A 13,792-nucleotide genomic window follows, 5' to 3' on the forward strand; every position below is an offset into this window, starting at 1 on the left:
TTCAACTGACGGGTGCGTAGTTTAACAAGACTTATTTTTTACACCGTTCACTCTGAACGGTGATTTTGTTTTTATAAACGTGGCCAAGTGCGACACAATGGCGCCTGTCAACGGTACCGGACAGAAGGGAGGGTAAGGAGTTGATAGACTCACTTCACCAAGACCCTCTTGGTGTCTCAAAAGGCAAGCGGGGAACCAACTTTTTGATGCTTTACTATCACCGCCTGAAGCGCTTATCAAGGTAGCGTTTTCGATATGATAAGCAGGTAATTAGAGAAGATGAACATTAGCCCCAAAAAGAAATGTTAAAACAAATGAAAAAATATGTTGACCGAACAGACTGTATCCGCTTACAATAATATTTAGTTATTAGTCTATTTAGAAAATTATAAAAAGAGGTACTTGCATGACAAAGGAATTCGACAAAAGAATCGGGCGCCATGCAATCATGTACGCGTTTGCGAACGAAGAGGAAGAAGTCATATTGACGAATGATCTTAAGCGGATGGATTGGCTTTATGGAAAAGGTAAAGTCGGTTCAATGGAGTTGCAGAAAATAGTTGCGGCCATTGAGACATCAGCTAAAAGACTTGGATTAGTCAATCCCGATATGTATCGTGAAATGCATGCGCTGTATCATGCGATCATCGAAGCACTCCAAGGCGTGACACGGGGCCAAGTCGAGCTTGGCGGTCTTTTGAGGACGGCAGGCCTTCGGTTTGCAATCGTTCGGGGCAGGCCTTTTAAAAGCGGGGACGAAGGTGAATGGATTGCAGTCGCCGTGTATGGAACGATTGGAGCACCAGTTCGGGGATTTGAACATGAAGCCGTTGGCTTGGGAATTAACCACATTTAAATAATTAAAAGCCTATAGTTATAGTTATTTAGTGAAACAGGGGGCTGTATTGAAAGACTGGATAAGTCTGTCAATATGGCCTCCTTTTTGTTTGTTAAAAAAAGAATAGGGGTGCAGGAAATGATTATGTTAACGGGCCAAACTTTAACGATTGAAGAAGCGAAAAAAGTATTATATGGGGAAGCATTTGTCTCTGCTTCAGCCGAGAGTGTTAAGAAAGTGGAAAAAAGCCGGGAAGCGGTTGAGAATATCGTGAAACAAAAGAAAGTCGTCTATGGTATTACAACAGGTTTTGGAAAGTTCAGCGATGTTTTGATTGATGCAGAGGACGCAGAGCAGTTACAGTGGAATTTGATTCATTCCCATGCGTGCGGAGTCGGGGAACCATTTCCCGAGGAAGTTTCGAGAGCAATGGTCCTTCTCCGTGCCAATGCACTATTAAAAGGGTTTTCCGGCGTTCGTCCTGTTGTCATTGAACGTCTGATCGATCTTTTGAATGCTCATATCCATCCGGTCATCCCTCAGCAAGGTTCTCTTGGGGCAAGTGGTGACTTGGCACCTCTTTCTCATTTGGCGCTAGTATTGATGGGAGAAGGGGAAGTGTTTTATAAAGGAGAGCGAATGGAGGCCATCGTAGCTTTATCGAAAGAAGGTATTCTTCCGGTGACACTTAAAGCAAAAGAAGGTCTTGCATTAATTAACGGAACACAGGCCATGACGGGGATGGGACTCGTCAATTACATTGAAGCCGAACAGCTGGCCCACCAAACTGAAGCGATTGCTTCACTGACTTTAGAAGGATTACGCGGTATTGAAGATGCTTTTGATGCGGATGTTCACCTAGCACGCGGTTACCGCCAGCAAACAGAGGTCGCGGAACGGATCAGCCGCATGATCAACGGCAGCCAGCTCATCACCAAGCAAGGAGAACTGCGGGTACAGGATGCTTATTCGCTTCGCTGCATCCCGCAAGTGCATGGTGCATCATGGCAAACCCTAGATTATGTAAAAGAAAAATTGGAAATCGAAATGAATGCTGCGACGGATAATCCACTTATTTTTGATGATGGTGAAAAGGTTATTTCGGGGGGGAACTTCCATGGCCAGCCGATTGCATTTGCGATGGACTTCATGAAAATTGCTGTTGCAGAACTTGCGAATATTTCAGAGCGCCGGATTGAGCGACTCGTCAATCCTCAACTGAATGACTTACCGCCATTCTTAAGTCCTTCACCTGGCTTGCAGTCGGGAGCGATGATCATGCAATATTGTGCAGCTTCACTAGTCTCTGAAAATAAAACACTCGCACATCCTGCAAGTGTTGATTCCATTCCATCTTCAGCGAACCAGGAAGATCATGTAAGCATGGGGACGATTGGGTCCCGACACGCCCATCAAATCATTCAAAACGTTCGCCGTGTTTTGGCGATTGAGCTCATTTGTGCCTTGCAAGCGGTGGAATACCGTGGAATAGAAAAGATGGCTCCATTTACAAAAGAGTTTTATACGGAAGCAAGAAAGCTCATTCCAAGCATTACACAAGATCGTATCTTTTCAAAAGATATTGAAGCAACGGCAAGCTGGTTACATCAAATCGATTGGAATTCATTTATTCATAGGAGTTTACCTACGGCATAATATGATGTGCGAAATAATCGAATCTTAAAAAATCCGGTGATTCTTTTAAAAAAACTGTTAGGCTTATAAGCCCTTTGGCTTGGGTTTGTAAGCCTAACATAGTTGCGAAAATGCTACATAGATCCCTGAATTCCCAAAAAGGTCTTAGCATAAGAGAAAATGACTTTGAAATAGTAAAAATTGCAAGAAGTAACTATTGATGAATAATCCACTTTACTTATTCGTGCTAGATTAAATATGCATTTTTGGAGGGAATCCAATTTGGAAAATAGGCAATTGCAGCCGTTTGTTAAAAATGAGCAAAACCAGCCGTCAAATACTTTACAAAGAAAGCTAAAAGCGCGCCACCTTACGATGATTTCGTTGGGCGGTGCAATTGGAACAGGGCTTTTTCTCGGTAGCGGGCCGGCGATTCACTCTGCAGGACCTGGCGGGGCTTTGGTCGCTTATACCGTTGTCGGTATCATGGTTTATTTTATTATGACAAGTCTCGGAGAACTTGCATCATTTATGCCAGTCAGTGGAGCCTTCAGTACCTATGCTACGCGATTCATTGATCCGGCACTAGGGTTTGCACTTGGTTGGAACTATTGGTTCACCTGGGCGATGACGCTTGCAGCGGAACTATCTGCCGCAACAATGGTTATGAAGTTTTGGTTTCCTCACAGCCCGTCATTCTTATGGAGTTCTTTGTTTTTAGTTTTGATATTCTTATTGAATTACGTATCAGTTAAAGGATATGGAGAAGGGGAATATTGGTTTTCACTCATTAAAGTGGCGACCATCATCATTTTTATCGTTGTCGGAATATTGATGATATTCGGGATCATGAACGGAGAGGCGATTGGTTTTAAAAACTTCACAGTTGGTGACGCTCCGTTTGCCGGTGGCTTTTTGGCAACATTGGGTATTTTCATTGCTGCTGGTTTTTCTTTTCAAGGGACAGAAATAGTCGGTGTGGCAGCCGGTGAAAGTGAAGACCCGGCAAAAAATGTACCTCGTGCAGTTCGCAGCATCTTTTGGAGGATCTTCCTTTTTTACATCCTTGCGATACTTGTTATTGGATTGATCGTTCCATATACGAATGGCAGCCTGCAGGGACACACAATCATGGTTAGCCCGTTTACGATGGTATTTGAAAAAGTGGGACTGGCATTTGCTGCTTCCGTGATGAATGCTATCATCTTAACGGCTGTATTATCTGCTGGTAATTCAAGTCTTTACGTGACAAGCCGAATGTTGTACTCAATGGCAAACGAAGGGCTGGCACCGCGGATTTTTGGGAAGCTCAACAAGCGCGGCGTTCCCATTTGGGGACTGATTGTGACCTCACTTGTTGGGATGCTGGCATTTTTTGCTTCCGTTTTCGGTGATGGAGTTATCTATATTTGGCTGATGAATGCAGTTGGGGTCACTGGATTTATATTCTGGCTGGGTATAGCGGCGAGCCATTACCGGTTTAGAAAAGCATACATTGCTCAAGGGCATTCACTGGACGATCTTCCCTATCTATCAAAATGGTTTCCTTTCGGACCGATATTTGCCTTTACCCTTTGTTTTTTCGTTTTAATGGCGCAAAACTATCAAGCCTTTATCGGAGATCAGATTGAGTGGGCAAGTGTAATTGCTAGCTATCTTGGCATCCCATTATTTTTGGTGATGTGGCTTGGCTATAAATTTATTAAGAAAACAAAAGTAATTCCGCTAGAGGAGTGTCAGATTGATTTTGATGAACACAGGAATGCAAAATAGACATAAGAATTTCAACTTTCTTTGTTAAGAAATTTAGCGGCCTTGAAATGACAAGGTTCCTTACCGCCAAAGAAACAAAATAATCAATAATTTGAAGTTGATGCCAATTAATTGAGCCGAAGTAACTGTTGGAGATGATTGAATCAATAGGCACAATATCAATTTCATTTAAGGGATATCCCTTTTTTATCCCCTCCCAGGTAGATTAAATAATCTACCTGGGAGGGGATTTTTTTATTGGCGAAAAGGGACAAACATTTAAAACGTGAAGTAGTTTGATTAAAGTTAGAGGAGGTTCATTGAATTTATGCTTTGTTAAAAAGGCAATAGATTTCCTTGATATAGCCTAGTTAACGGTTTTGTAAAACAGAGATAAGCCCTGCCAAAAGGGTTTGGAGGGTTATTTGGCATGGCCATGAATAATGTAACAAAAGGATATAGGTGTAATTGGGGAGGGAAGAATGGACACTATAATTTGCTTTACACAATGTTGAGTCTAACGTCTATATCAAATGGTCTAGGAACATGTTGGGAAATAATTGTCCATCTACTTATTTAAATGTCCTTTCTTCTATATATTCACCGATTTTGCGGAACTTATCAAAACGTTGTTGGCGTAGAATGCCTTTATCTAATTGACCAAGTTCTTGTAATGCTTTTCGTAAGGTTTCTTTGATAAAGTGCGATTGAAGTGGGATGTCAATATGTGCTCCTCCTACAGGTTCTTTGATGATCTCATCAATCACCCCTAGTTCCAGCAAGTCCTTAGCCGTAATTTTCAATGCTTCAGCTGCTCGTTTTGCTTGTGTGGCATCCTTCCATAACAATGCTGCTGCTCCTTCAGGTGAAATAACCGAATAAAATGTGTTTTCTAGCATGTAGATTCGATTGCCAATACCTAGAGCCAATGCACCACCACTCCCACCTTCACCAACTACAAAACAGATGATAGGCACTCCAAAACTTGCCATTTCACGAAGATTGAGGGCGATAGCTTGAGATTGTCCGCGTTCTTCGGCTTCACGACCTGGGAAGGCTCCTGGCGTGTTGATAAATGTTACGATGGGGCGATTGAACTTATTGGCTTGTTGCATAATTCTTAGGGCTTTTCTGTAGCCTTCAGGTTGCGACATGCCAAAACGACGATAGATATTGTCTTTAGTATTTTTACCTTTTTGATTTCCTAAAACAGTTATAGGCATTCCCTCGAAGGTAGCTATTCCTGAAACCATTGCAGGATCTTCCCCATAAAGTCTGTCACCATGAAGTTCAATAAAGTCTTCAAAAATATGGTGGATATAATCTAAAGTAGTAGGGCGTTGTTGAATTCTGGACAGTTGAATTTTGTCCCAAACTTCCATATTCTCGTTAAGATGAATTTTGATTTCATTGACTTTTTGTTCAAGATTATTAATTACTTCGTTAAAGTCAAGATTATGCTTTGTAGACACCTCTTTCAATTCAGCAATTTGATTTTCCAGTTGTTTTAATACTTGCAAGTTCATCGGTTAAAAACACTCCCTGAAGTCGAGATGATGGATTTTTAAAATGGTTGTTAATGATTGTTTTAATTCACTTCTATTTACAACCATATCCAGTTGCCCATGTTCCAATAAAAATTCAGAGGTTTGGAAATTTTCCGGGAGTTCTTCTCTTATCGTCTGTTCAATTATGCGTCTTCCTGCAAAGCCAATTAAAGCTTGTGGTTCGGCGATATTGATATCACCTAATGAAGCGAAGCTAGCAGAAACTCCACCCGTTGTAGGATTCGTTAAAACGGATACGAAAAGGATTTTTTCGTAGTTTAGTTGTTCTAAAGCAACACTCGTTTTTGCCATCTGCATGAGACTAAGAATTCCTTCTTGCATGCGAGCTCCGCCGCTTGCCGAAAACAATATAAATGGTTTTCGTGTTTTTAATGATTCCTCAATGGCTCTTGTGATTTTTTCACCGACTGCTGAGCCCATACTTCCCATACGGAAACGAGAATCCATGACACCAATCACAATCGGATAGCCACCTATGGAAGCTTTCCCGGTAATAACCGCATCATTTAATGCAGTCTTATTCTTATCAGAAATTAATTTATCTTTATATTCAGGGAAGTTCAGCGGGTCAACGGAAAATAAACTTTTATTGAATTCCGAAAAAGAACCACTATCTGTAAGCATTGAAATGCGGTCATAAGCTGTAACCGGGTGGTGATATTGGCATTTCGGACATACATTCAATTCTATTTTCATAAGAGATTCATCAAAAGTTTCCCCACATGATTTACAAGTAAAAGGGATTGGAGTAATGCTTTTGTCTATTTCAAAAAAAGAATTCGATTCTATTTTTTCTCTCTTTAATGGATAAATCTCCATCAATCCTCCTTTGGTAAGTCCGCTTTTTACAAGTTACGCTCACCGTTGTGTTTTTTAGCTGTTTTATACAATTATCAATCCTCCTAGATAATGAAGATTTTATGGTGGGTCTTCATTATGAAATTATCTATTCCTGTATGAATGCATTTTTACTTGGAAAATCAGAAACGATTTTATCAGGGAAATACATAGGCTTGTATACAAACCGAGTATACAAACATTAAAAAACACCTATTATCTTCTATATGAGAATAAAGGTTATCGATGGCTTCACCATTTATCCAGTTTTTAGAAAGAACGATTTACCAAATAGCAAGGCGTCATTTAATAAAGCGAATGCTCCCATTAGTTGGTGTAAGCTCATAATATGCGATTACTAATATAATTGAATGGGTCATTCTTCCATGGATAATATTTTATTGATGTATCAGATTATTAAAAATATAAAGATTAATAGTTTTTTTCTTAATTTAGAGGGCAGATTAGGAACACATAATAGTCAAGAGGGCAATCTTAAAATGTAAATGAAACTTTAAGAGCTATATATTCGTATAAATTGATAGGGGTTCAATCGAAAGTGAAATTAACAGACTAATGGAAATTAAAGGAGAAATGAACCAAATGTTTAAAAAGTTTATGGCTAAGTTAGGGAAAGGTGCAGCAACTGTTGATTTACGCTACGAAAACCGTGCTTATTATGCAGGTGAAACACTAAAAGGGGAAGTAATTTTACATGGCGGAGAAGTGGAACAACAAATTAACCAGTTAGCAGTTGGCTTCATGATTAAAGTGAGGACAAAACGTGGGGAAACTGTCACGAAAAAAGTGTCATCTGTACCTTTAAGCGGTCCGTTTACAATTAAGGAAAAGGAAGAGAAACATTTTGATTTCACTTACAAAATCCCGCAAGATCTTCCTTTAACAAGAGGTTCAATTTCTTACTTTTTCGATACTCACCTAGATATTCAAGGTGGATTGGATCACATTGATGTAGATGTTTTGGTCCTTAAGGCTCCAGAGGAACTAGAAGCCATTTTCAACTCACTTAGTAAGCTCGGTTTTCGAGAACAAGCTACTTCAGGAAAAGTGGATGCGCATGGACAGGAATTTTCATTCTTTCCTACAGCACAATTTGCCGGCCAGATCAATGAATTGGAGATACGGGTTTCTTCGAAAGAAGATGTAGAGCAGGTGTTTATGGAAATCGATTGTCGAAATGGGAATCGAGAAATTGAAGCCAAACGGGAATTTGTTATTGATCATAGACTGTTAAAGGAACATCAAGAGCTTACCCATTTTTTACAGCAACAAATTGCAGAGGTTGTGGAACAGCCGCAATTGTTCACGCGTCCATTTTCTTACCATGAACAAGATTCACATACAGAAAATAAATTCAGTGGTGTTGGGGGAATGGTTGGAGGATTAGCTGCAGGAGTATTGGGTGGCATGCTGCTTAGCGAAATGATAGATGGATTGGATATGGATGAAATGATTGAAGGGGCTACTGATGCCCTCGGAATAGAAGAAAATATGTTTGATGTGGAAGAACAGTTTGAAGATTTTGGTGGCTTTTTCGGTGATGGGGATGAGTAACTTAGGTACCAAACATTAATCATTTTTAATTGTTGTAGTAAAATTCCAGGAGGGAAAACAACTTGTTGTTGAGAAGATATCTGTCACAATTAGGAATAGGAAAAGCTGTAATCGACCTTAAATTGCCTAAGGTAAAGTATGGGCTGGGAGAACGGATAACAGGTGAATTCTACATAATAGGAGGAATCTGTGAGCAAAAAATAAAACGGTTGGAGTGTGACTTAGTGCAATTAGACAAGGTGAATAATGTACAACGGATCTTTGACACCACAACCATACTGACAACAAAATTTATAGAGGAGGAGCAGGAAATCCTTATTCCATTTTCATTCCAGTTGCCGATTTCCGCTGCCTTGTCATCAGAGCACATATCCTACCGATTTAACACGAGGTTGTTTTTTGATAAAGGAGTAATAAGTGAGGACCAGGACATCATTCAAATAGTAGAACAAATTAGTCAAGAAAATTGAAGTTGCCAATAATATATAAATTTAGTTTGGATTATGATTTTCATGTTTTCCAAGTTTAAGAAGGAGGATATTGGAAAGTCAGCACTAAACTAAAGTGAGTTCCTTAGGTATAAAGACAGCAACTTCACCAGGGGTGAAGTTGCAATAAAAGAATGTACTTTTGATTAGCTTCATAACCTTCAAGTTAACAGGAAATCTCTATTTTAAATTTCTTTCCAGAACATACACAATGGATACACATCTGCAAATCTCGGAATGTCATTTCATAAGAATTCAAAGTGACATCCAGTTCCTCTTTTTCGAGGACCCCGCGCTTCCTACACAGCTCACGGACTTTTCTGTTGCCGCAGCTTCGCGAGCAATACGGAAAGCTGTCTCATAGCCGATATGATACCGATGCTGCTTTCCGCATTTTCTTACAGGATCTCTTCATTTGCAGCAATACCTTCAATAAAGTATTTACTCAATTATAGAAGGCGCTGTACATAATGCTTGGTAGATTGAAGCGGGTTGAAGACAAGAACAGGCCCCATTACATATAACTCAAGTTGACCGGCTTCAAAAGCAAGGCAAATGGTATGATCATTATCGATTAACAAAAGATAGCTTTCGCCATGACAGTGGTGTCTTTTCCCAGGCATAATTGTCACTCCCTCATTCAAACGTTCCTTTTATCAGAGGAACCTTCTTTTCATGCCTTCGGGTTTTGAATCCGCCCTCGCCCACTAAGCTTGCCTTGTCGGGGCATCCGATTTTGATTCCGCGTGTGAAAGTATTCTGGAAATGAAAGAGCGCACTTTTATTTTGGAAGTAATTTCTCCATTCCAGCCGCAGTTATCCTTGTGCCGGCCCGTCCTCTGCCTTTGATCACAAATATGTGAAAAAAATCTATATAGTATATAGAAATTATGAATTGATAAGTGAAGATGAGAATTTTGTTTACCAAGAAATCTAGTGATGTTAGGGATATTCCAATTAGGATAAATACGGATTTCATCTCCCGGCAACGTCAAAAAAATATTTTAAAATAACAAAAAATGATTGAAAATACAATCTTTATTATGAATAGTAAGGCGAAGAAGTGGAGCGATTGTTCAGGCCGGGTTTAATTAAATGCATGGTCTGTATTTATTATTATTATTATTATTGAATAACTTTTGCAGCATGGAAAACTTGTACAGCCAAAGAACCTATGAGTGGGTTAATTGAAAGAAGGCAATTATGCTTCTGGTTTTGTTCGTGAAGAGTACTCGATTGTGAGATAATTTTACATTTGAAAAAAATGATTAATCGTGTATGCGGATATATATTTTCAATGTCGCTTTTTTTGCTTTAACCGTTGATAAATCAATGTTTATAGTAGTATGGCGCCACTTTCATATGATGCACCATCTTAACCTAAGTACTCAACAATTACGCCGCACATCATTTGAATTTATATTCATTGTTTGTTAAGGTAATGAAGTACTTTAGGGAGAACGGTTTATTCCGTGTAATGGGACTGACCAAAACTCTAAAAAATAAAAAACCATATATTTCAGTTGGTATATGCTGTGCCTGTTAGTTTCCTCAGTTGTATTGCACCTCTTTCCCTGCTTGAAATGCTCAAATTAGACACATTGGGAATCCCATAATCATTTTCAATGCGTATGGTGTCATACTGCAAGTATCATTCCACCTGGTTAAGGAAAATGAAGTACTTAAGAGGGTAATCTTTAGTCCAAGGTTTGGACAGAAAACTCTAAGTGGAAATCGTTTATATTACAGTTGGTATATGTTGTGCCTGCTTGTTTCCTCAGTTGTGATTGCACCTCCTTTTCCTACTTGAAATGCTCAATTAATCACACATATATAATCCAAGTAAAGAATTTCTTCTTGGGAACAATAAAAATAGAAGTATCTATGCTCATTAGGTCCTGTGCAAGAAGGGACCACTCACATATATGTCAATTCCGCTTTTTTTACCTCAATATGGTATAGAACAGAAGAATAAAGTGTATGGGTAGAATCGTTTTTAAAATTTCGATTAAAGGTGCTTGTGTATTAATAATCATAACTCGCATAAAACGGGGAAATTCAGCAAAACTGAATCATATGGGCAACTATTAGAATGAGGTGAATTGATGAAGCCGTATGTAGAAGTCAGAAATGTCTCGAAAATTTTTGGCAAATCTCCAAAAGCAGCAACAGATTTATTGATGCAAGGCAAAACAAAAAAAGAAATCTTGAAAGAAACGGGACAAACGGTAGGGGTTAATAATGTGAATTTCGAGATTTATCCAGGCGAAATTTTTGTCATCATGGGTCTATCTGGAAGTGGGAAATCTACTCTAATCCGCATGTTCAACCGTTTGATCGATCCTACATTGGGAGAAATCTTAATTGGGGGAGAAGATATCGTAAAGATGAACGCGGCACGCTTAAGGGAAGTCAGGCAAAAGAAAATAAGCATGGTCTTTCAGAACTTTGCTTTATTCCCGCATAAAACGATATTGGAAAACGCGGAATTTGGGCTCGAAATTCAAAAAGTGGATCCATCAAAACGTCATGAAAAAGCGATGAAGGCTCTAGAGGCCGTTGGATTGAAAGGCTACGAAAATCAGCTGCCATCACAACTTAGCGGTGGTATGCAGCAAAGGGTTGGGTTAGCTCGGGCACTTGCTAGTGATACGGACATAGTATTGATGGACGAAGCTTTCAGTGCTCTTGATCCATTAATACGTAAGGATATGCAGGATGAGTTGGTTGAAATTCAAGATCAGTACAAAAAAACGATCATATTCATTACCCATGATCTTGATGAAGCATTAAGAATCGGGGATAGAATTGCCCTCATGAAGGATGGAAGTGTCATTCAATTGGGAACCCCTGAACAAATCATGATGAATCCAGCCAATGAATTCGTCGAGAAGTTTGTGGAAGATGTTGATTTATCAAAAGTATTGACAGCGTCTCATGTGATGATACGCCCAGAGAAGGTCGCGGTGGACAGAGGTCCGAGGGTTGCCTTGGAAATCATGCGTAAACAAGGGTATTCCAGCATTTTTGTTGTGGATAGAAAGCAGAAGTTATTGGGGGCCGTGACTGCTGAACAGGCTCGTCAGGCAATGAGCAATAACCAATCGATCTCAGAAGTGATGTCAACCGATATCCCAACTGTAAAAGAGGATGAATTACTTGGAAACCTCATGGAAGTGATGGCGACTTCAAGTTTGCCAATCTCAGTCATCGATGATCAGAACAGAATTAAAGGAATTCTTCTTCGTGGTGCCGTTATCGGTGCTCTGGCAGGAAATAAAGATTCCTTGAATGAAATGGAGAGTGAATAATTCAATGAATATGCCGAAAATCCCACTAGGAGCTTGGGTTGATTCTTTAGTGGATTGGATAACTATTGTATTTGCTGGATTATTTACATTTATTACGAATGTAATCGAGGGTCTATTGAATATCTTGGTCGATGTAATGAGTACTGGACCTTCCATCGTGTTAATCATAGTCCTAACCCTTCTGGTTACCTATACAAGCAGATGGCCATTGGGAGTATTTACATTCATCAGCTTACTATTGATTGATAATCTTGGGTATTGGGAATCAAGCATCCAAACTCTGGCAATCGTTATATTGTCAGGAGCTTTAACGATAGTGATCGGGATACCGATCGGAATATGGTGTGCACAAAATAAAACCGTGCGCAAGATCGTAACCCCAATTTTGGATTTCATGCAAACAATGCCTGCATTCGTTTATTTGATTCCTTCAATATTATTCTTTGGAATAGGGGTAGTGCCGGGGATCATTGCGTCATTCATTTTCGCAATCGCACCGACAATCCGTATGACAAATCTTGGGATTCGGGAAGTGCCTAATGATTTAATTGAAGCATCGGATGCTTTTGGTTCAACAAGCAGCCAAAAGTTATTCAAGGTACAAATACCATTGGCTACTCCAACGATTATGGCGGGAGTTAACCAAAGCATCATGCTTGCATTATCCATGGTTGTTACAGCTTCATTGGTTGGAGCACCCGGACTTGGGGCAGATGTTTACCGGGCTGTCAGCCAAATTAATGTAGGACAAGGATTTGAAGCAGGATTATCCATCGTAATCATTGCAATCATTCTAGATCGTATCACGCAAAACCTTCGTAAGCCAGCTTACGAGCATATCGTTAGCAGGAAAATCATTTTTACAATATTAGCTTTACTTGTTGTAGGGACTGCACTATTCGGTACTTTTACAAAAGAAAAAGCTGTGAACGGGGATAAAAACAGTTTTGCTGCCAAAACCAATTATGAAATCATCGGAATTGAACCTGGAGCAGGTTTGATGAAGCTTACTAAAACGGCTATAGGTGATTATAAGCTGGATGATTGGAAGTTGGTTGAAGGGTCCTCTGCGGCAATGGTTGCTGAATTGAAAAAAGCAATTGATAAAAAAGAACCGATCATCGTTACTGGATGGTCACCGCATTGGATGTTTTCGAAATATGACTTGAAATATCTCGAAGATCCGAAGGAATCCTTCGGCAAGGCTGAAAACATCAATTCCATTGCGAGAAAAGGCCTTGAACAGGATGCACCCGGTGCATATAAAATTCTTGATCAATTCTTCTGGGAAACAGGAGATATGGAAGATGTAATGGTCAAAGTCGCTGAAGGGATGTCTCCTTCAGAGGCCGCAGAAAAATGGATTAAGGAAAATCAGGACAAAGTATCAGAATGGACCCAAGGTGCAAAATCAGGAAATGGTGAAAAAATCAAACTGGTTTATGTTGCATGGGACACTGAAATTGCCAGTACAAATGTTATTGGCAAGGTTCTGGAACAGAATGGTTATGACGTAACATTAAGTCAAGTAGAAGTGGGACCAATGTTTGCCGGCGTTGCAAACGGAAGTGCGGATGCTATGGTGGCTGCATGGCTCCCGGGAACACATCTTGAATACTATAATAAGTATAAAGAGGACATGGTTGACCTTGGACCAAACTTAAAAGGAACAAAGCTTGGTCTGGTCGTACCGGATTACGTCGATATTGATTCGATTGAAGATTTGAAATAAGAAAAACGAGGGGATTTCAGAAATGAAATTCCCTCGTTTTTTCAGTTTAACGAAGA

General features: G+C 39.7%; 10 protein-coding genes. 7 read left to right on the top strand and 3 right to left on the bottom strand.

All coding sequences use genetic code 11. The features are described from left to right. Nucleotides 1-406: 406 nt before the first annotated feature. The 3 genes from hutP (at nucleotide 407) to ACQKKK_RS23710 (ending at nucleotide 4,246) form a co-directional block, all read left to right on the top strand. The gene (gene hutP / locus ACQKKK_RS23700; protein WP_427619594.1) at nucleotides 407-856 is read left to right on the top strand and encodes a hut operon transcriptional regulator HutP; all 450 of its coding nucleotides are present in this window, start codon (nucleotides 407-409) and stop codon (nucleotides 854-856) included. 120 nt (nucleotides 857-976) lie between these two features. Beyond that, complete coding sequence (gene hutH, locus ACQKKK_RS23705) at nucleotides 977-2,494, top strand: histidine ammonia-lyase (protein WP_427619596.1); 1,518 nt, start codon at nucleotides 977-979, stop codon at nucleotides 2,492-2,494. A 354-nt stretch (nucleotides 2,495-2,848) separates the two neighbouring features. After that, nucleotides 2,849-4,246, top strand: a complete 1,398-nt coding sequence (locus ACQKKK_RS23710; protein WP_427619627.1) for an amino acid permease — start codon at nucleotides 2,849-2,851, stop codon at nucleotides 4,244-4,246. 551 nt (nucleotides 4,247-4,797) lie between these two features. Here ACQKKK_RS23710 and ACQKKK_RS23715 read toward each other — a convergent pair. Together ACQKKK_RS23715 and accD are read right to left on the bottom strand one after the other, a co-directional pair. Beyond that, on the bottom strand, nucleotides 4,798-5,751 hold the full coding sequence (locus ACQKKK_RS23715) for an acetyl-CoA carboxylase carboxyltransferase subunit alpha (protein ID WP_427619598.1): 954 nt from the start codon (nucleotides 5,749-5,751) through the stop codon (nucleotides 4,798-4,800). Between the two features lie 3 nt (nucleotides 5,752-5,754). Further along, complete coding sequence (gene accD, locus ACQKKK_RS23720) at nucleotides 5,755-6,612, bottom strand: acetyl-CoA carboxylase, carboxyltransferase subunit beta (protein WP_427619600.1); 858 nt, start codon at nucleotides 6,610-6,612, stop codon at nucleotides 5,755-5,757. A gap of 621 nt (nucleotides 6,613-7,233) precedes the next feature. Between accD and ACQKKK_RS23725 the strand changes: the two genes are divergently transcribed. Both ACQKKK_RS23725 and ACQKKK_RS23730 read left to right on the top strand, forming a co-directional pair. Next, the gene (locus ACQKKK_RS23725; protein WP_427619602.1) at nucleotides 7,234-8,205 is read left to right on the top strand and encodes a sporulation protein; all 972 of its coding nucleotides are present in this window, start codon (nucleotides 7,234-7,236) and stop codon (nucleotides 8,203-8,205) included. A gap of 62 nt (nucleotides 8,206-8,267) precedes the next feature. Then, entirely contained in the window at nucleotides 8,268-8,675 is a 408-nt protein-coding gene (locus ACQKKK_RS23730; protein ID WP_427619603.1) for a sporulation protein, read from the top strand. A 467-nt stretch (nucleotides 8,676-9,142) separates the two neighbouring features. Here the strand turns inward: ACQKKK_RS23730 and ACQKKK_RS23735 are convergent, their stop codons facing one another. Further along, nucleotides 9,143-9,316: a hypothetical protein gene (locus ACQKKK_RS23735; protein WP_427619605.1), complete on the bottom strand. Its 174-nt coding sequence runs from the start codon at nucleotides 9,314-9,316 to the stop codon at nucleotides 9,143-9,145. A 1,482-nt stretch (nucleotides 9,317-10,798) separates the two neighbouring features. Here ACQKKK_RS23735 and ACQKKK_RS23740 point away from each other — a divergent pair. Together ACQKKK_RS23740 and ACQKKK_RS23745 are read left to right on the top strand one after the other, a co-directional pair. Beyond that, the gene (locus tag ACQKKK_RS23740) at nucleotides 10,799-12,004 is read left to right on the top strand and encodes a quaternary amine ABC transporter ATP-binding protein (protein ID WP_427619607.1); all 1,206 of its coding nucleotides are present in this window, start codon (nucleotides 10,799-10,801) and stop codon (nucleotides 12,002-12,004) included. A 4-nt stretch (nucleotides 12,005-12,008) separates the two neighbouring features. Next, nucleotides 12,009-13,736 carry a glycine betaine ABC transporter substrate-binding protein gene (locus ACQKKK_RS23745; RefSeq protein ID WP_427619608.1) on the top strand — a complete coding sequence of 576 codons (1,728 nt, stop codon included), beginning with the start codon at nucleotides 12,009-12,011 and terminating at the stop codon, nucleotides 13,734-13,736. The last annotated feature ends 56 nt before the right edge of the window (nucleotides 13,737-13,792 follow it).

Source organism: Peribacillus sp. NPDC006672, from assembly GCF_050274955.1.
GTDB lineage: Bacteria > Bacillota > Bacilli > Bacillales > DSM-1321 > Peribacillus.

Excerpts from the sequence above, each read along its gene's own strand:
- hutP (WP_427619594.1), top strand. The coding sequence starts at position 407 with ATGACAAAGGAATTCGACAAAAGAATCGGGCGCCATGCAATCATGTAC.
- hutH (WP_427619596.1), top strand. The coding sequence starts at position 977 with ATGATTATGTTAACGGGCCAAACTTTAACGATTGAAGAAGCGAAAAAA.
- ACQKKK_RS23710 (WP_427619627.1), top strand. The coding sequence starts at position 2,849 with ATGATTTCGTTGGGCGGTGCAATTGGAACAGGGCTTTTTCTCGGTAGC.
- ACQKKK_RS23715 (WP_427619598.1), bottom strand. The coding sequence starts at position 5,751 with ATGAACTTGCAAGTATTAAAACAACTGGAAAATCAAATTGCTGAATTG.
- accD (WP_427619600.1), bottom strand. The coding sequence starts at position 6,612 with ATGGAGATTTATCCATTAAAGAGAGAAAAAATAGAATCGAATTCTTTT.
- ACQKKK_RS23725 (WP_427619602.1), top strand. The coding sequence starts at position 7,234 with ATGTTTAAAAAGTTTATGGCTAAGTTAGGGAAAGGTGCAGCAACTGTT.
- ACQKKK_RS23735 (WP_427619605.1), bottom strand. The coding sequence starts at position 9,316 with ATGCCTGGGAAAAGACACCACTGTCATGGCGAAAGCTATCTTTTGTTA.
- ACQKKK_RS23740 (WP_427619607.1), top strand. The coding sequence starts at position 10,799 with ATGAAGCCGTATGTAGAAGTCAGAAATGTCTCGAAAATTTTTGGCAAA.
- ACQKKK_RS23745 (WP_427619608.1), top strand. The coding sequence starts at position 12,009 with ATGAATATGCCGAAAATCCCACTAGGAGCTTGGGTTGATTCTTTAGTG.